Here is a 19,002-nt window from a genome sequence, read left to right as displayed (position 1 = left end):
ACCTCACTTTCTCCTACCAGTTCTTCTCGCAGCGATATGACCAACCTTTCTTCCAGGTGGAGCTCTCCTTGAAACTGTACTTGGTCTACCGATGTGGTGCTCCTTACCACCGTGTGGGTGGTTTACAGCGTTCATCTTGACACCTCTTGGCTTTGGCCAGAACCTGTTTCTTGCTTTCATGACGTAGTAGGCTTTACCGGCTTTGACGAGTGGCTTCTCTAACCTTCCACCACCAGCAACGACACCGATTGTTGCTCTACACATTGGGTTGAAGGCTTTAAGCTCACCGCTCGGCAGTTGAACAATGACTTTGTCCTTTTCTCTTGAAACAACCAGTGCATAACTACCGCCAGCTCTGACGAACTTTCCTCCATCTCCTGGGACTCCCTCAATGTCATAAACGTAAGTTCCCTCAGGAATCATTGCCAGTGGAAGTGTGTTGCCTATCTTGATTGGTGCGTTTGGCCCAATTGCTATTTCATCCCCAACAAGAAGTCCTTCTGGAGCTATGATGAGCTTTTCAAGACCGTTCTCAAACTTAACTCTTGCAACTGGTGCTGTTCTTCCAGGGTCGTGGAGGATTTCAACGACCTTACCAACGAGTGTCTTCTCCTTTGTCAGGTTAAGGGGAACGTATCTCACAGCTCCCCTATACCTGTGAGATGGAGCTCTGAAAGTTGTGCTTCCTTTACCTCTCCTCTGTTGAATCAAACTCTTACCCATTCTCACCCACCTCAGAACAATCCTATTCTAGCAGCAATTTCACTTGCATTGTACTCAGGCTTAAGCTTAACATATGCCTTCTTCTCGCCTTTCATTGTAATAAGTGTATTGACTTTTTCAACTTTAACATTGTAGATTTCCTCTACGGCTTTCTTGATATCTTGCTTTGTGGCTCTTCTGTCAACGATGAATGTGAGCTTATTTTCTTTTTCAATCAATGAAACTGCCTTTTCTGTAACGACAGGTCTGATAATAACCTTGTACGGATCCATTTTTCATCACCCGTAAATCTCCCTTAATCTCTCAATTGCACCTTTTGTCCACACGGTTAGCCTTCCGGGATGTGTACCTGGAGCAAGCATCTCAACTCCAAGGTTGTCAACTAATACAACATCAACACCTGGGTGGTTCCTTGCGCCTAAGAGTATTCCTTCGTTCTTTGCAACGACGATTAGTGGACCCTTAGCCTTCTTGTATCTCCTTCCTCTCATCTTACCTTTCCCAGCTCTAACCTTTGTGTTCTTCTTTGCTCTCTCAATGTCGTCCCAAATGCCAAGTTTCTTGAATATCTCTCTTGTTTCCCTTGTCTTGCCTATCTTCTCGAGCTCATCCTCAACGATGAGTGGGATCTGTGGAATGTTGTCAATTATGTGACCTCTCGCTCTGACCAAATCATAGTTTGCTGTTGCTGCAATTGCACTCATGAGAGCGAGCTTCTTCTCTTTCTTATTGATGTCTTCCCAGATTATCTTCTCGACCTTTGGTGGGTGAGCCCTTCTACCGCCTCTTGCAAATGGAACGAATGCAGCAAACCTTGGAGCGGTCTTTATTCTTTCAACTCTTGCCATTCCGTGACCTTTACCAATGTTTTCTGTGACCCTTCTCTTACCAGCCATGGGGTCTCTACCTTGAGGCTGAATTCTGTGTGTCCATGAAGCAATGACCGCTCTCCTAATCAAATCTGGTCTGAATGGGGTTTCAAATACCTTGGGCAACTCAATCTCTTCAATTGGCTCGCCGTTGAGTGAGAACACCTTAACCTTCATCTAACTCACCTCATTGCTTTGATTCCCTACTAATGTATGTAATCTGCGGTCTCTCAACAGGTGGCTTCTTAGCTGGTGGTCTGATTGCTGGTCTAACTCTAATGATTCTCTTAATTGCACCGGGGATTGAACCTGCAATCATTAGGAAGTCACTCCTAACGATTCCATAGTGTGGGAAGCCGCCCTTTGGTGTAATCTCAATCTTGTTTCCATCAAGCTCGAGAGCTCCATTCTCACCAATAGCGATCAACCTCTTGTTGAACTCTGTCCTGTGGTGGAAGCCCATCTGACCGGCTTGTGGAACTGTCCACATAACCCTTGCTGGGTGCCATGGACCTAAGTTACCAACGTGTCTTCCTTTTCCAGCTCTCTGAGCCTTGTGGAATTGAACCTTGATTCCCCATCTCTTAACTGGACCTTGAGTTCCCTTACCCTTTGTGACAGCTATAACGTCTAAGAGCTCGCCCTCCTTGAGAACCTCCTTTGCCCTGATTTCTTTTCCAAGCTTCTCCTTGAGATAGGCAAACTTCTCTTCCACACTCTTTCCACCAACAGCGTACTCCATGACTTCTGGCTTCTTCTTGAGCTTGATCAGTCTTGGCTGAGTGTGAACCAAAGCTCTAACCTCAACTATTTCACCGCTCTTAACTAGGTCTTCAAGCTCGCCAAGCTTCTGCTGGAATGCCTCTTCATTATAGTTCTTTGGAAGTGTCTTAATTCTTCTCTTCAGGTCTGGATTGAGATTTGGAATCCAGACCTCTGTTGCTGTTTCAAGGCCAAGATAACCCTGCTTGTATGCTCTGATTCCAAAGACAACCATTGGTGGAGCTTCAACTATTGTAACTGGCATGAATATCTCTTTGCCCTTTGTAAGCCCTGGTCTGTCATCTATCATGAGTATGTGAGTCATTCCTGCCTTGTAGCCAGCAAATCCGAGTAGCCTTACCTCATCTTCCTGAGGCCACTTTCTAATTCTAGGGACTATGCTCTTAGCCCTTTTTCTTGGGGAATATGCCAATGAACCTCTTCTTGGCTTGCTAATCTTACCCATATCAATCCCTCCTTATGAAATTAAACACGGCCAAAGTCGCCAACACGGCTTCTTCAGTTCTAACGGTTTTCGTCTTTTGATTTGGAATGGTATTGAGGATTAAATCAAAGGGATAATCCTCATTGAAGTCTCTCAGGATTTCCATCACACCCTTTCTCGGCGACCCGAACACAAATCCAATCTCCCCCTCCAGCGGAGGGAGTTTAACTTTTCTTACATCCTCACCTTTACGTGAGGTCGCGATTGCTAAGTCAAGCCTTGCCTTTTTAAGTGTTTTTGCTAGTGTTTTGTTCGTGAGATGAACTCTGTATCCCCAGTATTCAACGGGTTTTGCTGAAACCACTTTCAAAGGCTTTACTGAGACTATTTTGAACGTCATTCGTCCTTCTCCAGAGCCTTCAACGATAGCAAGTTCGTCAAGGCCAATGTCTGCGTAAAGCCTCTTTCCCTTTTTAATGATTATGCCTTCCCGAATCTCTCCCAGCGCGGGTCTTCCCTTGAGCTTATGATGGGGAGTTCTTAAGGGAGGGATTACACCAACATACTTGAGTTCTTTCCTTATAGGAAACAATGCTTTGCGGAGATATTGGGGAGTTTCTGCATATTCAAGGATTAGTTTTATGAACTTTCCATCCTTGCCGCCAGCCTTGTAAATCCATATGTGCTCAACGCCGAATATTGCAGCTGCCCTTGCTATCTGCCCAACCTTGTATGTCCTTATCTTCGGGTCGGGTGTTTCTTCAAGGAGCGAATCTGGAATAAAGATATGTAGGGCCATTTTTGCTCATCCTTCACTTATACACATAGGGAAGCTGTGATGGAGTAAAAGGAAAGTATTTAAAAGACTTTCGAACCCTTCCACCCTTTTTCTGTCTTTGAGATGTGAAAAATTTTTGCAATGCGGGAGAGGGGAAAAGAATCTTCTCCATCTCCTATCTTACCTACTCCCTCTCTTTATTACTGGGGAAACCATGTTTCCCTCACCCTTCCTTTTTTCTTAGCTATCGGGGGCTACGCCCCTCACCCCCGTCAAGGAGTAGGAAAAGGCTTATTTCTTTTGAGGGTGAAGTTTGAAGGGTGGTGGGCTTTGTCGCTTTTCGCTTTGGCTGGCATGTTCATATTCGGGGGAAAGAAGGAGAAAAAACGGAAAAAGCAGAGGAGAGAAGTCAAGAAGGACTTCCCAAAAATAGATTTCGAATACTCCAGCGAGTACTCAGTCACAGGGTATCCAAAAAAAGGATATTTGCTGCTCCTCGCGCGTACAGACCCGGAGGGCGACCTAGAAAAGATAAAGAAACTTATGGACGCTGAATACGACACGCAGATAAATGAACACAAAATACACTCCATCGGCAAAAAAATATTCTGACTACATCATAATGGAAGAGGATGCGCGGCTGAAGGGGTATTCGCTCATTCACGGGTTCCTTGCACTCTTGGTCGCCAATCATGAGAGCACTTATCACCCATCCGTAGGCCATGCCATTGGAGATGCACTAGATAGCCTGTTCTTGAACCAGAATATGAGCTACGATCGCCTCAAAGAAAATCCCGATATGATCGCACAGTTCGTAATAAACCATGTTAGTAAAGAGATTCCTATAGCTGACGAGGAAAAACTCAAACAAGCGATCGAAAGGGGCCTGCCAAAGATATTCAAGATTATTGACAAAATGTGGCCAGAACCCAATCATCCAAACCTTAAGATAATTGGAAAGGCGCTTCATGAGGTAGACGATCCTGTGGGTATTCTCAAGAGAAACGGCATCGACATCGAGCCGGAACTTGAAGAATTCCGGCAGTTCTTGGCGGAGATCAGCGGGAAGAAGATAAATGAGAAGCCAAAATCTCAAACCATTCCGCCGGAAGTCCTTGCCATCATGATGGGACTCAAATTTGCCGGCTATTCTGAGGAAGCCCTAAAGAAAGCTGAAGGAGAAATAATCCACAGGCTCGATGCCCTCATAGAACAAGACATAGAAAAGAATGCTCTTAAAATTGCTTACTACTCTGCTCTGCTGAGGCTGATTCAGAAAAAAGAACTTAAAAGAAGGGGGAGAAGTCAGAGAGAAGAGGGGGAATTCTTTCCCCCTCGTCATCTTCCACAAGAAATATAAATACCAATGCATAAAAATAAATTCAGCTTAAAGTTCATGGAGGGAAAACTAATGGGATTGTTTGACAAAATTATTAAGAAAGAGGAACCAAAAAGGAATCCACTAAACCCTATTAGAAAAGACGTTGAAGGTGGATCAATAGCCGATATTGATGTTATCCCTCTTGAAGAAGATGAACTTGCAAAAGAACTTGTAAAACCTGAAATAAGATACATTAAAAAAATCGTTGTCACCAGTTACACAGATTTAGAAAGAATCTCAGAGGAAATACAAGAAGGGAACATTGTTATTGCAGATTTAACACCACTTGAATCAAAGCCAGAAGTTTTAGAAAAAGTGGCCGAACAAATAAAAGGCATGGTTCATGCCCTTGGTGGGGATGCTGCAAAGATTTCAAAATATGAAATTAAGCTTATAGTAACTCCACCAGACATCAAGATATACAGGGGCTGACTCTTCTCTCCTTCCCTACTATGACTTTATAAACTCTTTTTTGGCTTTTCCTATTGGTGATGCTCATGAGTGAAGAAAAACCTGCCATTCAAGAGATTAAATTGGGAGACTGTCCAATCTGTGGTAGTAAAAACACACTTAAGGCTCTTCAGTATATTCATGACATCCCTTATTTTGGCAAAGTCATGGAATCAACGATTATCTGCGAAAAATGCGGCTACAGAAGTGCAGATGTTATGATATTAGAGGAGAAGGAGCCAAAGTTATACACAGTGAAGGTTGAAGAGGAAAAAGACCTGTTTACAAGAGTCGTGAGAAGCAAGAGTGGAACAATTGAATTGGAAGAACTTGGCATAAAGATTGAACCTGGTCCAGCGAGTCAGGGATTTGTGAGCAATGTTGAAGGAGTTTTAGAGAGAGTTAGGGAAACCCTTTTGATGGCAAAGGACTTTAAAGAGCAGGAAAACGACAAGGAAGCAGTAAAGAAGATTGATGAGCTCTTAGATTATATTGAAGATGTCAAGGAAGGCAAAAAGTCGCTGACCGTTAAGATTATGGATCCCTTCGGAAACAGCGCTTTAATTGGTGAAAAAGTCAAGAGCAGACTTTTGACAAAGGAAGAAATTAAAAAGCTCAGCACAGGACCTTATGTAGTCATTGAGCCAGAAAAACTTGAAGACAAAGAGGCTAAATGAAGACGGCTTCTCTGCTCATTAAATCTTCAAGCAGAGCTTTAACCCAGGGTTGCCTCGTCCTGCTTGAGAGATGAATAATCCCTTCCACAAAAACACCGTACTTTTCCTTCATTTCTTCTCTGCTTATAGGCTCTTTGAAGAGAAAAGGCTTTTCGATGGCAAAAGCGTACCCGTAATTTTTGACGTATTCTTTGAGCCACTGCTTACCCCTTTCCTCTCCGTGAACGAAGGTTAAGCCGCTTGTATCTTTTGTGAGCTCCCAAAGGGTTTCAAAATCAGCTTTTATAACTTCCCCCACCTCAAAGCCACCCGCAATTGTTCCCCTCTTAGTCAGCAACTGTTCTTCAGTTAAACCAAGTTTCTCAAGTGTTCTCTTAAGGGTGAATAGATTTCCTCTCGCTATGTAAAGGAAGACAATATCTCCCTCATTAAAAACTCTCGAACGTCTAATTTCGTGAGACTTTAACCCTCTAAATATGAGCTCACCATACACTTGATGGAGTGCAATCACATGCTCCATGCTCTCACCGAAGAAAAGCTCAACTATGGAAATATAAAGATTTGGTTATTCTCTCCTCACGGCTTTGATGACATCATTCACAACAGCAGAAGCAGTCTCCTTAACTCCAGCACCACCACCTTTGATTACAAGCTTTCCCAACAAGTCCGTTTCAATAACTGCAACATTTTGTGTTCCATAAACAGCTAATGGTGAATCCTTTGGAACAGTTTTCGGCTCAACGGAAACTTCACCTTTCTTAACCTCAGCAACTAACCTTATAGCCTTACCTTCTCTCCTAGCCCTCTCTATATCTTCCATTGATATTTCGGCAATTCCTCTAATCCTTAACTTCTCAAAGCTTATTGGATAGAAAGCAACGTTATGGAGAATTGCAGCTTTATAAGCAGCATCTATACCCTTAATGTCCGTGCTCGAATCCCTCTCAGCTATTCCAAGCTCTTGAGCCTTCTTCAATGCATCTTCAAAGCTAAGTCCTCTCTCCATCTGGCTCAAAATAAAAGTTGTTGTACCATTTAAAACTCCCTGAATGCTCAAAATTTCATCTCCTAAGAGGCTTTCTTGTAAAAGGGTTATTATCGGCGTTCCAGCCATCACAGTTGCCTCAAATCTGTAATTCACTCTTCTCATGTAGGCCTCCTGGGTAAGCTCCATGAAATGGAAAACCAAAGGAGGTTTGTTTGAAGTAACAACATGCCTGCCATGTCTGAAAGCCTCCATATGCCATTTCCACGCGTTCACATCATTGGTTACATCAACAACAACGTCACTCTCAACTTCCTTCACAACTTCCATCGGGGACATTTGATAGACCTCATAGTCATTCCCCCATCTGTCCAAGCTTCCAAAAGTTTCCTTAACCATTAACGCCTCTCTTAAATCTATTCCACCCTCCTCCCAGATAGTAGCTTTAGAATCGGAAATGCTGACAACTCTAAACTTTAGACCATATTTTATTCTAAATTGCTCTGCTTTTTCTAGAAGGACTCTTGCAACTCCCCTGCCCACGTTTCCAAAACCTATAAAAGAAAGGAAAACCTCGGTCATTTTCTGTTCACAATGACCTTTATTAAGTCCATATCTCTGATTAACCCCACAAGGTCTCCTTCCCCCTTAATGACTGGAAGCTGTTCAATCCTGTATTTGGCCATTTTGTTTGCTACATCGTAAACGCTCATATGAGGTGTTGCAATTATCGGGTTCTTTGTCATTATTTCCTCAACAGGCTTCTTAGGCAACTGGAGTTCAGCCTTTTCAAAGAGCAGAATTGGATTACTTTCAAGAATCCACTCCTCTTCGCTTGAGACCGCTAAAGCAGAACTCTTCATAACTCTGACAACTTCGCTATCCTTAAGCAAATCTGTCTCATCAACTATTCCAATTAGGTTCCCATCATCATCAATTACCGGGATTGCCATTGCATTGCACAAAAGTAACGCTTTTAAAGCAGCTTTTAATGGAGTACCCTTCCATACAACACTCACATATCTCTGGTAGTAAGGCTCAATTTCAACATCTTTGTACTTTTCATTCTTTGCCAGATATCTCCTAATAATGTCACCAACTGTGAGAATTCCGACAACTTTACCTTCATCATCAACAACAATCACTCGCCTATAGTCATACTCAAGCATTAAACGGACAGCTTTCTTTAGGTCATCAGCAGGCTTAACTACAGGAACATTCCTTTTCACAAGCATTGCTAGTTGATCTTCGTCAGGATTTACAAGAACCCTTTTAATGCTTACAATACCAACCAATTCCTTAGTCCCTCTCCTAACAACGGGAAAAGACCTAACATTGTGCTTTTTAAAGAGTTCAAGAGCATAACTCCTCGTAGCTGGAAGCTCAATAACTACAGGATCTGGTGTCATTATGCTTTTAACTTTCACTTTCACCACCGGTCTTAACTAAAATGCCTTCCTACTATTTAAACTTTTCATTGACAGATTGCCAAAAATTAAGCTGAATTATTTTCGAAATTTGGTAAATATATAAGGGAAGAAAGAAATCAACCAAGAGCTGAGAGCAGAACTCCAGCAGCAACTGCTGTACCTATAACCCCAGCAACGTTTGGACCCATTGCGTGCATTAAGATGAAGTTTCCTGGGTCTTCTTCGGCTGCCAGCTTTTGAACAACTCTTGCGCTCATAGGAACTGCTGAAACTCCAGCTGCCCCTATCATTGGGTTGATTCTTCCTCCACTGAGCTTCATCATGAGCTTTCCTAAGAGAACACCACCAGCTGTTGCTGTTGCAAATGCAACGACACCCAAAGCAAGGATCATTAAAGTTTTCATCGTTAGGAAGTACTCCGCTCTCATTGTTGAACCAACACCAAGTCCAAGGAAGATTGTAACAATGTTCATAAGCTCTTCTCTCGCTGCCTTGCTGAGTCTCTCAACAACACCGCTCTCCCTGAAGAGGTTGCCAATCATGAGCATACCAATTAGCGGAGCTGCTGAAGGGACTAGCAAACCAATGATTAGCATTGAAGCGATTGGGAAGAGGATCTTTTCACGCTTCGAGACTGGTCTTAGCTGTTCCATCCTAATTCTTCTCTCTTCTGGAGTTGTCAATGCCTTAATAACTGGCGGCTGAATCAATGGGACGAGACTCATGTAACTGTAAGCTGCAACTGCTGTTGCCCCGAGCAGGTGGGGAGCTAATTTTGTTGTTAAATAAATCGTTGTAGGTCCATCAGCACCACCAATAATACCAATTGACGCTGCCTCTGGAAGAGTAAAACCTAAGGCAACTGCTGTGAGCATTGCGATGAAAACACCAATCTGAGCAGCTGCACCGAGTAATGCGGTTTTGGGATCAGCTATCATAGGTCCGAAGTCTGTCATCGCCCCAAGACCGAAGAATATCAACAGAGGGACTATCTCCGTGCTAATAAGATAGTGATGAATCAAATAAAACAAACCATGGGGAGGATCAGCTATTCCAGTAAATGGCAAATTCACAAGTACAGCACTTATACCAATGGGAAGCAACAGCAAAGGTTCCATTTCTTTAACTACTGCCAAATAGACAAGTGTAAGTCCAACAAGTATCATAATCAGGTTACCGACTGTTAAGTTAAGCAGACCCATGTGAGCAAAGAAGTCAATTATCGCCTGCTCTAATCCCATATCCCTCACCCGAGTTCTATTAGTGGTTGTCCTGTGTCGACAGTGTCGCCTTCTTTTACGAGGATTTTCTTTACGATGCCGTCTTTTGGTGCTGGGATTTCATTCTCCATTTTCATAGCCTCCAACACTAGCAACCCCTGACCAACCTTCACTTGATCCCCCTCACTAACAAGAATCCTCAAAACCTTACCCGGCATAGGCGCAGAAACAACACCCCCACCCACTGCAGAAACTGACGACGAAGTTGAAGACACAGACGAAGCCTGTACCGGAGCCACTGAAGGCGCAGAAGGAGCTGGTGCAGGTGCTGAGGGAGCTTGCACTTGAGCCGGTATCTCCATAGCACTTAAAGGAATTCCTAGATCTTTAGCTTCAACTTCATAGCTTTCTCCCTCAAATGATACTCTGAACTTACCCAAGCCGAGTTCCTCCACTTCAACTTCATAAGGGATACCATCGACAGTGACCTTAACTTTGCCCTTCATCTTCACCACTTCCCTAACTCATAATTGAAATCCTCAACTTCCTCCATTTGAGTCTGAATACCATATAAACGCCAAGCATCAGAAGGTTTCCGCTTAAACGGAACAGGTCTGAGCTGAGCATTTTTCTCAGCGATATAAGCTAAAATTGCAGCTGTGATAACAGCAAGCTTTTTAGGTTCAATCTTGGGCTTCTCCTCAGCCTTGGCTTCTTCCTTAACCTCTGCCACAGGTGCTTCCTTTGGTGCCTCTCTTTCAAGCAAACGCCTCTCCAAGTAACCAATCCCATACATTGCCAGTGCTAAAATTGTTAAAACAGCAAAAACTACTGTAACACCTAGGATTGTTATGTAAAGCCCTTCTAGGAATGCTTGCATTGTGATCATATTAGACACCTCACAGTGGAATGTTTCCATGCTTCTTTGGTGGCAACTTAACACGCTTGCTCTCTAAAGCCTCAAGAGCCATGATAATCTTTCCTCTCGTCTCTGCCGGATCAATAACGTCATCAATGTAACCTCTTGAGGCTGCAACGTATGGGTTGGCAAACCTCTCCCTATACTCCTTGATCTTCTGCTGTCTAAACTCTTCTGGATTCTCAGCCTTAGCAATTTCCTTCCTGAAGATTATGTTTGCGGCCCCCTCTGGACCCATAACTGCAATCTCTGCTGTTGGCCAAGCAAAGACAAAATCCGCTCCAAGGTGCTTTGAACCCATAGCCAAGTAAGCCCCACCATAAGCCTTTCTTAGGATAACAGTAACCATTGGGACTGTAGCCTCTGCATAAGCGTAGAGGACTTTTGCTCCGTGTCTAATTATTCCTCCGTACTCTTGCTGAACTCCAGGCAGATAACCTGGAACATCAACTAAAGTTACAATTGGAATATTAAATGCATCACAAGTTCTGACAAATCTTGCTATTTTGTCTGAGCTGTCAATATCGAGAACACCAGCCAAGTGTATGGGATTATTTGCCACTATACCCACTGTCTGGCCGTTCATTCTTCCAAAACCAACGACAGCATTAGGAGCAAAGTAAGGAAGTATTTCGAGGAAGTCCGGGTTTCCGTTTGCATCTCTATCAACGATTTCATAAATCACTTGTCTAACATCATAACCCTTGTTCGGGTCATCTGGAACAATCTCATAAAGCTTGTCACTCTTTCTAAATGGTGGGTCGTTTGTCTTAACCCTCGGAGGCTTCTCCATGTTGTTTGACGGCAAATAGCTTAACAATCTTCTAATGAGCATGAGGACTTCTTCGTCACTTTTGCCGATTAAGTGAGCCTGTCCGCTTTTTTGAGCATGAACCATTGCACCACCCAATTGGGTTGATGAGACTTCAACACCAGTGACGGCCTTAACCACTTGGGGACCGGTGATGAACATGAATGTTGCCGGATTGTCGACCATAAGTATGAAGTCGCCAATTGCTGGGCTGTAGACTGCACCTCCAGCACAGGGCCCCATGATTGCAGTAATTTGTGGGACAACACCACTCAAAATTGTGTTCATTTTGAAGATTTCACCATAACCCTTGAGTGAATCCACACCCTCTTGGATCCTTGCTCCTCCAGAATCGTTGAGTCCAATGATTGGAGCGCCTGCTTCTAGTGCTAATTCCATTACACGCTTAATTTTCATTGCATGCATTTCTCCCAATGACCCACCCATCACTGTGAAGTCTTGAGCGTACACGAAAACCAATCTACCGTCTATTGTTCCATAGCCTGTTACTACTCCGTCAGCTGGTAATTCCATCTTGTCGAGGCCAAATTCAGTGTTTCTATGCTTGACAAACATTCCAATCTCAACAAAGCTTCCTGGATCAAGGAGTTTTTCAATCCTCTCTCTTGCAGTAAGTTTGCCCTTTTCATGCTGCTTCTGAATCTTAGCCTCCCCTCCCATTTGCAGGATTTTCTCCTTCTTTTCATATAGTTCATTCACCTTCTCTTCCATGCTCATAGAAATCCCCCATTAGCATTAGTCTAAAATTTGTAGTTTGTAAAGTTTAAAAGGGTTTTTATACTTGCAAAATAAGAGCTTAATAAGGAAAGCCAGCCAGAATTAGGTAATCAAAATTCAAGTCATCATAATTAATTTTGTAAACTCAATGAACAAAGCTGAAGAAAAAAGGATAGCAGAGGAAATATGAAAGATAAAGAATTCTATGAAGTACATCACAGGTGAGCAATTGGCGTTTCTGCACCACATGCTTCACACTTGAGATAGTGGAATCTACCCTTCTTGGTAATCTTTGTATCTGGTGAGCCACACACTGGACAGATGACGTATTCCTTGAGGTACTTCTTCATCTTATTTGCTATAAGGTATGGGGTAAACCTACCCTGAAGAACAACTCTTCTACCTTCGAGAGTTCCAGCAGTAGCAACTTCTCTCAGAATGAACTTAAGCAGGTGATTTGGATCTCTGTTCATAGCCTCTGCTATGTCCCTAAAGTTTTCTATGATCGTCTTGTTACCCTCAATTGTAACTATGGCAACTGGTACTTCAAATCTTGACGTATGTTGCTTAACATTCTCCGGTAATTCATCGTAAGCTTTCTCTAAAAGTTTCTCATAATCGTAATAGTCATACTTCTCTCCCATATTAACACCTCCGTAGGAAGCTATTCATTCCCCTTTATAACCTTTTCACAGTATTTTATAGTACCCGTTCCTTGGTTCATAAATCCTTGAACTAGCTTTAAGATCTTCAATAAGCCTTCTAACTTCTTTCTTGTCAATTCCCGCTCTCATAGCCTCCTTGATTATGTCATCTATTGGAGCACCGTATTCTGATTGATCTTGAAGAGCCTCAATTATTTCCAACAGTTTATCAACCTTGTTTATCTTCCTCGCAGACTTTCCAACTTCAAGGATTGAAATATCCATGACGCCCTCTTCATCAACAGCTATCTGCCTTAAGGCATATTCCACAAGCTTTATCGCTTCTCTTGCATCTTCTCTTGTAACTACCTCACTCAAACGCATCCTTGCATGTGCTTCGCTAAGTCTTATCAATGCTTCAAGCTGTCTGGCAGTTATTGGAATTGGCTTTACACCTTCACTCTCGGTAGTCTTTTTAAGACCCTTTCTCATCTTAACATAATAGTGGAGAATTTCATCCATGGCTTCCTTGCTGAGAACGGGATGGATATTCTTCCTTGCATAAGCTATGTATTTTTTGAGCAAATCATACGGAATCTTTGGAGTTATAGCTTCAGCTTCTCCTTTTCTAACTTTCAAAATGTGGGATGCAATTTCAGAATCAAGCTTTTCATTAGGCTCATCTATGAGGACAAATATGAGATCAAATCTGCTGAGCAGAGTTGGTGGTAAATCAAGCTGCTCCGGAAGAGGCTTCATCTTGTTGAACCTTCCATGTTTTGGATTTGCAGCGGCAATAACTGTTGTTCTTGCGTTTAAAGTTGCTGTAATGCCCGCTTTTGAGATGCTGATCGTATTGTGTAAAATTAGTCCATGGGAAATAAAGAGGTGATATGGCTCAACTGTAACATCGTAAACCCATTTCGAATCTGTGTTCGGTACCCTCTCAGCTTTCACAACTCTGAGAAAGCGGATGTTACCCTCTATTAGCGGCTTTATCTTGCTGAGATCACTTTCAACGTCTTCAAGTCTTTTTCTTGCCTCTTCGATAAGCACTCTAACGCTACCCTCATGTCCATGCTTGAGTCTATAGAGCAGAGTGGAATATGAAACACCGAGTTTTTCAGAGAGTTCTTTTACGCTGACAAGCTTTCTGAGCATTTTCACGTCCCTATTTTCACACGCTTTTTTCAACCTCTCGATCGTTTTCTCAGCTTTCCTGATGTAGTCAAGAGCTGTGAGCCTGTTAGCGTTGTAGCCACGTCTTATATTGGTTGTCAGACTACCATCGTTGATGTGAAGAACATTCAGAATATCTCTAAGCTCTTTAAGAATCTCTCTCGGGATTACATCACGATAATTCCTCTTATTCTTAGAGGTTTCAATGAGCTTTTTAATCTTCTCAATCTTTGGATCATCATTTACTATTTCCGCAAAGCGCTTCATATCCTCAGTACCACTGATTATGACCTTGTAGTAAAGCTTATCTCCACGCCTCTCCTCGAAGATATAAGAGTATATTCCAAGACTAAGGAGCACATCCTGCAGATCTTCAGCCATTAATTTTGAAGACGTACTCAATCCAACGCGATATTTATCAACGAAGCCATCCCCCTTAAAGAATGCATTAAGGAAGGCACGTTTAACCTTTTCATTTGCTCCAACTATCTTTGCAGGAACTCTCTTTCTGCGTGCTGGTCTTTCTCCCCTCTTCTCAGGAAAAGCTTCTGGGAACTCTTTTCTTAGCTTACTGTAGAACTCCTTGGAGATAACCCTCACTGTGTAAAGCTTCTTCTCTCCAGGCCTCTCTCTGATGTGGATGTTGTATTTCATGCCAAGTTTCTCAAGGATAGACTTGAACTCCTCGACAAGTTTCTCATCCGTATTTGTGAAACCTATCTCATAATAACCGTTGTCAGGATTGGCATAGGTGAAGCCCTCAGAGAGCAGGAAGCCAAGGAACTTTGCCGTGTCCTCGTCAATTTGGACATTAGCATTAAGTGTATAGTTTCTAACGCCCAGTGCAATATCACCTTCTCTAACTTTCTCTGCTGGCTTTTCCTTTATCTTACCCTTCTCCCAAACCATTATTGGATGTTCTGGAGTTACAACAATCTCTCGTCCATTAGAAAAGCGGAGCTTGATGAAGTAGTCAGGTGCTTTATGTCTGCTCACACGGTCGGCTTTGACTTTTATGACTTCCTTTCTCTTAAGATCATAGGCGAGCAGGTAAATATCATCAATAGGAAGAATTTCTGTATCCTTTCCAATAATAACCCTGTCACGGTTCTTCTCAATGAGTTTATCTACAAATTCACCAATCTTCACCTTTCTACCGTCAGCAAGGAGAAGTTCGAAATCCCTATGATAGCTCTGTTGCTCAAGCGCTTCATGTATGGCACTCCTATCCCTATCGCTCATCTTGTCGAACTCGTCAATTAGTGCGAAACCACCATCTGCCAGCACCAAAACACCCGCTTCAAGAACCCAAGAGCCCGTGAACTCATCTCTCACAGCTGCGGCCGTAAGACCGGCTGCCGAACTTGACTTACCACTCGTATAGATCGCTCTCGGAGCTAGATTAGCAACATAGCGTAAAATTTGGCTGTTATGGACAAAGAAATCGTTTGCGATAAAGTTGTGATGCTCGGGAACTTGAAGGTCATATACCCATGGATGTTCAGGAGCATATTCCTCAATTGCTTCAATCTCATCCCAGTAAATATCCGAATTAGCAAGAAGATCAAGCAATGTTACTTTATCAGCAACTTTTTCATTCTGATAATGCTTTAGGGTTTCAACTATTTTCTTTAACTTTTCCCTACTTGGCCGTCTGTCATTCCTCTCATAGTGAAGATAAGTTGAACGATTTATTCCCATATCTTTCTGCCTAAGTCCAAGCTCGAGACGGATTTCTTTTAATAGACTCCCCACTCCCGGAATAATGTCAGTATTCGTGTTAAAGTCAACTGCTATAACAGACTCTAATAACTCCTTCTTTCTTTCAATGCTAAAGCCAATATTTTTAGCAAACTTAATTACATCCTCACCAGTTATGAACAAGCGATAATAAGTTTTTGTCTCTTTCATTTTGCCATTTGTGGCTCTTGCTTTAGTAGCATGAAGCTGAGATTTCACACCCAATCTTAAGAGAAGATGCTGAATCCCTTTGATAAGTTCTTTTGACGCTGAAACTACAGTAATCTTTGGCCTCTTCCTGTCTACAGTCCCTTCAGCATCAAAGTAACCCCTAAGAAATGCAACTATATCCGATAGCCTCGCACCAAACAGCTGAGGTGGAACAACCTTTTCAGCTGACTTTGTTGCTATTCCCAAAGCCTCCAATAGGCTGTAGAACTCTATGCTACATACATAGACTTCCTTAGCACTCTTTCCTTTGTGAGAGTTCCTTATAGTTGGATTAAGACCGAGTTTTCTAAGGTAGTTATAAACCGTTAATATTAATGTGCTGTCATCATTGGTAAAGTAGACGGTAGCACTTCCATCACGATTTTGAGCATACCCTTCTCCAACAAGCAATCCAATAACATACCAAAACTCCTCATCAGCGAACTCAGGGAGCTTAAGATGGACACCATTGTTTGCCTTGGACTCTCTAATTTGAATTCCACTTAATTTAACAGGCTTCCCATTTACCTTAATCTCGCGTGGGACTGCAATTAAATCACCAACTTTAAGCTCCTCTGCTTTTCTTGTCTTGAACTGTCCTTCTTCAAAGATAAAGAATGGATGAGTCGGAGTTACCTTAATTTCCCTTCCACTCTTTGTTCTTATCTTGTACATCTTTTCAGGTGCCATTCTCTTCCAAGCTATGTTTGCCTTAACTTTTCTAATTTTGAGAGTTTTGGCGTCCAATGCATACAGCTCTAAATTAATTGGTGCATAAACACCATCATTTACTTTACCGAGTGTTCCAGAGACTTCTGCTTTTCTTATAGCCTCTTCAACAATATCCCCAATCTTTGCTAAGCTACCATCAGATAGAACTATCTTTGTATCATAATCAACACACTTTGCCACACCAGGATCTCCAACAAGCAGAACGTGGCTCTCACCTCTCAACTTAGTACCATCAGGCAACTGCCTCGTAACACCACCAAAAAGAGCTAATGCTATTCCTTTCTTGACTTCTTTATAGCCGTATATGGCAGGAGCTATTGAATCTACAATTGCATCAACTATGTCCTTTCTCTTAGCTAATTCTCTAATCTTCTGCTCATCCTCTGGCGTAATCTCAAGTTCCTCTATCTCTTTGCTTATCTGCTCTATATGGTTGACCTCAAGTATCTTTTTAAAAATCGGCTTCTTTTCTCTCTGCTCCAAAATCACCCTTAAAATGCCAGTTATTATAACCCTATCACCCGGCAAAGCAGAGTCAACTAAATCGTCCAATAGAATTGCATCAACGAAGCGAGGCATTTGTCCACCTTTCAAGCTTTCAGGTCTATCTTGCAGTCTAAATGTCTGCAGATTGATGAAATTGCTCTTATCAACATCGAGCTCAATGTTTTTACTTCCACACTGATCACACCTAGTGGGCTTAATTAAGGAAGCAAAAGGTTTTTGCAGACGAATCATCTCATTTCCACAGTCCTTACACACAAAAACAGCCTTAGATACATACGGCTTGACCTCACTCATTCTAGTAATAATCCCCTCAACTTGAATGAGCTTGTTTATGTGTTCACTACCCAGTTCCTTAACTAGAAGAGTTTTCGGCAAGTTGTAAAAGCGTGCATGGATATGCAAATCCTCTTCCATAAATTTTTCTTGAAGAATAGTCCTGATAGCATCCTCAGCTGCTAAAATAACCTCTTCGGGATTGTTTATGAGGCATTTGGCTAACTCCGGATTAAAAGAGTTAAGATGTGCCCAATTTATTGAAAGTGAACGCTTGGGGATAATTGTTAATAAGTCTTTTATCTTATTTAGGTATACTTTATTACCTCTCTCATCAGAGTAGCTATTAAAAAACTCAAGGAACCCTTTAATCATTTCCTCTTTATCCATTAGCCCTCACCAAGCCACTTGATTCTAATTTTCGACATTTGAAGATAGATTTCTCTCTCCTCAGGGGCTAGTTTTGATAACACCTCAAGGCTATTTGGTCTCAACATCACAGTTTTTAAAATCTTCCCAAATCGTATAGTTTTTAATTCTTCGTATTTTTCTTTAAGATTGCTTAGTTTAGCTAAATAAGCCTTTAAAGACTCTGGAGGTAAAGACTGACCATCTTGAAGGAGTTTTGAGAGGTAGTAAATATAGAATTCTGCACGTTCATATAAGGATTCATCGATATCTGCTAATGGTTTATTTTCTCTCTCTTCTGTGATGGCTTTTTCAAGTTCAATAATCACTTTATCGGATTCGTCTATTATCTCAACTACTCCACTTTCCCATAGTTCTTTAGCCTTCCAGTCTTCAATTAACACCATATCTCCAGCTTTCCAATCACCAAAAGGTTTGAGCAACTTTACGGCAACTAGAGCCCTACCCGTGAGCATGAGCATCACCTATTGTGTCATCTACTATGTGGATGTTAAGATTTCTTAAACTTTCCCACATAAACAGCATTGTCACAGGAAACTCTATAAACCCTGAAGAAAAATAGGACTAAGGTGGTAATCATGTTAATTGGGATAATGAGCGATACTCATGACAATCTACCTGCTATAGCGAAAGCTGTTGAGCTTTTTAATAGGGAAAAGGTTGATTTGGTAATTCATGCAGGAGATTATGTAGCCCCCTTCGTTAAAAGAGAACTCTCAAAACTAAAAGCACCATTAAAAGGAGTTTTTGGGAATAACGATGGAGAGAGAAAAGGCCTAAGTAAGGCCCTAGGAATCTCAGAGGAAATACTTGAAATTAATGCAGATGGAATGAAAATCATAGTTCTTCATGGAACAAATGAAAAAATAGTTGAGGCTTTTGCAAGAAGTCAACTGTATGATGTGATAGTAAGGGGGCACACTCACAAATATGAAATCAGAGAAACAGGACGGAGCATACTTGTAAATCCCGGAGAAGTATGTGGATATCTCACTGGAGTTAAAAGCATTGCATTTCTTGACACAAAAAAGAGAGAAATCAAGATAATCAATTTGGACACAGAAGAGGCCCTTGGCTTCATGAGCCTTTAGTGAAAAACG

20 protein-coding genes are annotated in these 19,002 nt (G+C 42.0%); 5 read left to right on the top strand and 15 right to left on the bottom strand.

All coding sequences use genetic code 11. The annotated features are described in order from the left end of the window. Positions 1–3 precede the first annotated feature (3 nt). The 5 genes from TES1_RS00990 to TES1_RS00970 are packed head-to-tail and all read right to left on the bottom strand — an operon-like array spanning position 4 to position 3,598. Positions 4–723, bottom strand: coding sequence for a 50S ribosomal protein L2 (locus TES1_RS00990; protein WP_042679416.1), 720 nt, complete (start codon positions 721–723; stop codon positions 4–6). An 11-nt stretch (positions 724–734) separates the two neighbouring features. Continuing rightward, a complete protein-coding gene (locus tag TES1_RS00985; RefSeq protein WP_042679414.1) occupies positions 735–995 on the bottom strand; it encodes a 50S ribosomal protein L23 in 261 nt (86 codons plus the stop codon). Between the two features lie 6 nt (positions 996–1,001). Then, entirely contained in the window at positions 1,002–1,769 is a 768-nt protein-coding gene (rpl4p, locus tag TES1_RS00980; protein WP_042679412.1) for a 50S ribosomal protein L4, read from the bottom strand. A 10-nt stretch (positions 1,770–1,779) separates the two neighbouring features. Further along, positions 1,780–2,820: a 50S ribosomal protein L3 gene (locus TES1_RS00975; protein WP_042679410.1), complete on the bottom strand. Its 1,041-nt coding sequence runs from the start codon at positions 2,818–2,820 to the stop codon at positions 1,780–1,782. Position 2,821: 1 nt separating this feature from the next. Further along, positions 2,822–3,598, bottom strand: a complete 777-nt coding sequence (locus TES1_RS00970; RefSeq protein ID WP_042679408.1) for a putative RNA uridine N3 methyltransferase — start codon at positions 3,596–3,598, stop codon at positions 2,822–2,824. A gap of 120 nt (positions 3,599–3,718) precedes the next feature. Between TES1_RS00970 and TES1_RS00965 the strand changes: the two genes are divergently transcribed. The 4 genes from TES1_RS00965 to TES1_RS00950 all read left to right on the top strand — a co-directional run bounded on the left by TES1_RS00965 (position 3,719) and on the right by TES1_RS00950 (position 6,085). Then, a complete protein-coding gene (locus tag TES1_RS00965; protein ID WP_042679406.1) occupies positions 3,719–4,189 on the top strand; it encodes a hypothetical protein in 471 nt (156 codons plus the stop codon). Beyond that, positions 4,149–4,937, top strand: a complete 789-nt coding sequence (locus tag TES1_RS00960; protein ID WP_042679405.1) for a hypothetical protein — start codon at positions 4,149–4,151, stop codon at positions 4,935–4,937. Before TES1_RS00965 ends, TES1_RS00960 begins: the two co-directional genes overlap by 41 nt. Positions 4,938–4,988: 51 nt before the next feature. Continuing rightward, entirely contained in the window at positions 4,989–5,390 is a 402-nt protein-coding gene (gene sepF, locus TES1_RS00955; protein WP_042679403.1) for a cell division protein SepF, read from the top strand. A gap of 65 nt (positions 5,391–5,455) precedes the next feature. Further along, positions 5,456–6,085 carry a ZPR1 zinc finger domain-containing protein gene (locus TES1_RS00950; RefSeq protein ID WP_042679400.1) on the top strand — a complete coding sequence of 210 codons (630 nt, stop codon included), beginning with the start codon at positions 5,456–5,458 and terminating at the stop codon, positions 6,083–6,085. On the opposite strand, the gene TES1_RS00945 is transcribed toward TES1_RS00950, so the two are convergent. The 10 genes from TES1_RS00945 to TES1_RS00900 all read right to left on the bottom strand — a co-directional run bounded on the left by TES1_RS00945 (position 6,078) and on the right by TES1_RS00900 (position 18,357). Beyond that, a complete protein-coding gene (locus tag TES1_RS00945) occupies positions 6,078–6,605 on the bottom strand; it encodes an ASCH domain-containing protein (RefSeq protein ID WP_042679398.1) in 528 nt (175 codons plus the stop codon). The genes TES1_RS00950 and TES1_RS00945 overlap by 8 nt on opposite strands. A 45-nt stretch (positions 6,606–6,650) precedes the next feature. Continuing rightward, positions 6,651–7,652, bottom strand: a complete 1,002-nt coding sequence (locus tag TES1_RS00940; RefSeq protein WP_042679396.1) for a homoserine dehydrogenase — start codon at positions 7,650–7,652, stop codon at positions 6,651–6,653. Continuing rightward, positions 7,649–8,497 carry a CBS domain-containing protein gene (locus tag TES1_RS00935; RefSeq protein WP_042679394.1) on the bottom strand — a complete coding sequence of 283 codons (849 nt, stop codon included), beginning with the start codon at positions 8,495–8,497 and terminating at the stop codon, positions 7,649–7,651. Before TES1_RS00935 ends, TES1_RS00940 begins: the two co-directional genes overlap by 4 nt. Positions 8,498–8,616: 119 nt before the next feature. Beyond that, a complete protein-coding gene (locus tag TES1_RS00930; RefSeq protein WP_042679392.1) occupies positions 8,617–9,741 on the bottom strand; it encodes a sodium ion-translocating decarboxylase subunit beta in 1,125 nt (374 codons plus the stop codon). A 5-nt stretch (positions 9,742–9,746) separates the two neighbouring features. Further along, positions 9,747–10,226, bottom strand: a complete 480-nt coding sequence (locus TES1_RS00925) for an acetyl-CoA carboxylase biotin carboxyl carrier protein subunit (protein WP_042679390.1) — start codon at positions 10,224–10,226, stop codon at positions 9,747–9,749. Positions 10,227–10,228: 2 nt separating this feature from the next. Continuing rightward, on the bottom strand, positions 10,229–10,609 hold the full coding sequence (locus TES1_RS00920; protein ID WP_042679389.1) for an OadG family protein: 381 nt from the start codon (positions 10,607–10,609) through the stop codon (positions 10,229–10,231). 10 nt (positions 10,610–10,619) lie between these two features. Then, positions 10,620–12,188 carry a carboxyl transferase domain-containing protein gene (locus tag TES1_RS00915; RefSeq protein ID WP_042679386.1) on the bottom strand — a complete coding sequence of 523 codons (1,569 nt, stop codon included), beginning with the start codon at positions 12,186–12,188 and terminating at the stop codon, positions 10,620–10,622. A gap of 215 nt (positions 12,189–12,403) precedes the next feature. After that, positions 12,404–12,832 (bottom strand): translation initiation factor IF-2 subunit beta, encoded by a 429-nt coding sequence (locus tag TES1_RS00910; protein WP_042679383.1) that lies wholly within the window; start codon positions 12,830–12,832, stop codon positions 12,404–12,406. A gap of 45 nt (positions 12,833–12,877) precedes the next feature. Next, positions 12,878–17,863, bottom strand: a complete 4,986-nt coding sequence (locus tag TES1_RS10780) for an LAGLIDADG family homing endonuclease (protein WP_084340003.1) — start codon at positions 17,861–17,863, stop codon at positions 12,878–12,880. After that, a complete protein-coding gene (locus tag TES1_RS00900) occupies positions 17,863–18,357 on the bottom strand; it encodes a Gins 23 protein (protein ID WP_042679381.1) in 495 nt (164 codons plus the stop codon). The genes TES1_RS10780 and TES1_RS00900 overlap by 1 nt, the downstream gene beginning before the upstream one ends. 123 nt (positions 18,358–18,480) lie before the next feature. Between TES1_RS00900 and TES1_RS00895 the strand changes: the two genes are divergently transcribed. After that, positions 18,481–18,993, top strand: a complete 513-nt coding sequence (locus TES1_RS00895) for a metallophosphoesterase (protein WP_042679379.1) — start codon at positions 18,481–18,483, stop codon at positions 18,991–18,993. The last annotated feature ends 9 nt before the right edge of the window (positions 18,994–19,002 follow it).

The organism is Thermococcus paralvinellae (assembly GCF_000517445.1).
Lineage (GTDB): Archaea > Methanobacteriota_B > Thermococci > Thermococcales > Thermococcaceae > Thermococcus_B > Thermococcus_B paralvinellae.
The sequence above is the reverse complement of the archived record's forward strand: the minus strand, read 5'-3'. Positions and strand labels throughout refer to the sequence as shown.

Coding starts and splice junctions, on each gene's coding strand:
- TES1_RS00990 (WP_042679416.1), bottom strand. CDS start 723: ATGGGTAAGAGTTTGATTCAACAGAGGAGAGGTAAAGGAAGCACAACT.
- TES1_RS00985 (WP_042679414.1), bottom strand. CDS start 995: ATGGATCCGTACAAGGTTATTATCAGACCTGTCGTTACAGAAAAGGCA.
- rpl4p (WP_042679412.1), bottom strand. CDS start 1,769: ATGAAGGTTAAGGTGTTCTCACTCAACGGCGAGCCAATTGAAGAGATT.
- TES1_RS00975 (WP_042679410.1), bottom strand. CDS start 2,820: ATGGGTAAGATTAGCAAGCCAAGAAGAGGTTCATTGGCATATTCCCCA.
- TES1_RS00970 (WP_042679408.1), bottom strand. CDS start 3,598: ATGGCCCTACATATCTTTATTCCAGATTCGCTCCTTGAAGAAACACCC.
- TES1_RS00965 (WP_042679406.1), top strand. CDS start 3,719: ATGCGGGAGAGGGGAAAAGAATCTTCTCCATCTCCTATCTTACCTACT.
- TES1_RS00960 (WP_042679405.1), top strand. CDS start 4,149: ATGAACACAAAATACACTCCATCGGCAAAAAAATATTCTGACTACATC.
- sepF (WP_042679403.1), top strand. CDS start 4,989: ATGGGATTGTTTGACAAAATTATTAAGAAAGAGGAACCAAAAAGGAAT.
- TES1_RS00950 (WP_042679400.1), top strand. CDS start 5,456: ATGAGTGAAGAAAAACCTGCCATTCAAGAGATTAAATTGGGAGACTGT.
- TES1_RS00945 (WP_042679398.1), bottom strand. CDS start 6,605: ATGGAGCATGTGATTGCACTCCATCAAGTGTATGGTGAGCTCATATTT.
- TES1_RS00940 (WP_042679396.1), bottom strand. CDS start 7,652: ATGACCGAGGTTTTCCTTTCTTTTATAGGTTTTGGAAACGTGGGCAGG.
- TES1_RS00930 (WP_042679392.1), bottom strand. CDS start 9,741: ATGGGATTAGAGCAGGCGATAATTGACTTCTTTGCTCACATGGGTCTG.
- TES1_RS00925 (WP_042679390.1), bottom strand. CDS start 10,226: ATGAAGGGCAAAGTTAAGGTCACTGTCGATGGTATCCCTTATGAAGTT.
- TES1_RS00920 (WP_042679389.1), bottom strand. CDS start 10,609: ATGATCACAATGCAAGCATTCCTAGAAGGGCTTTACATAACAATCCTA.
- TES1_RS00915 (WP_042679386.1), bottom strand. CDS start 12,188: ATGAGCATGGAAGAGAAGGTGAATGAACTATATGAAAAGAAGGAGAAA.
- TES1_RS00910 (WP_042679383.1), bottom strand. CDS start 12,832: ATGGGAGAGAAGTATGACTATTACGATTATGAGAAACTTTTAGAGAAA.
- TES1_RS10780 (WP_084340003.1), bottom strand. CDS start 17,863: ATGGATAAAGAGGAAATGATTAAAGGGTTCCTTGAGTTTTTTAATAGC.
- TES1_RS00900 (WP_042679381.1), bottom strand. CDS start 18,357: ATGCTCACGGGTAGGGCTCTAGTTGCCGTAAAGTTGCTCAAACCTTTT.
- TES1_RS00895 (WP_042679379.1), top strand. CDS start 18,481: ATGTTAATTGGGATAATGAGCGATACTCATGACAATCTACCTGCTATA.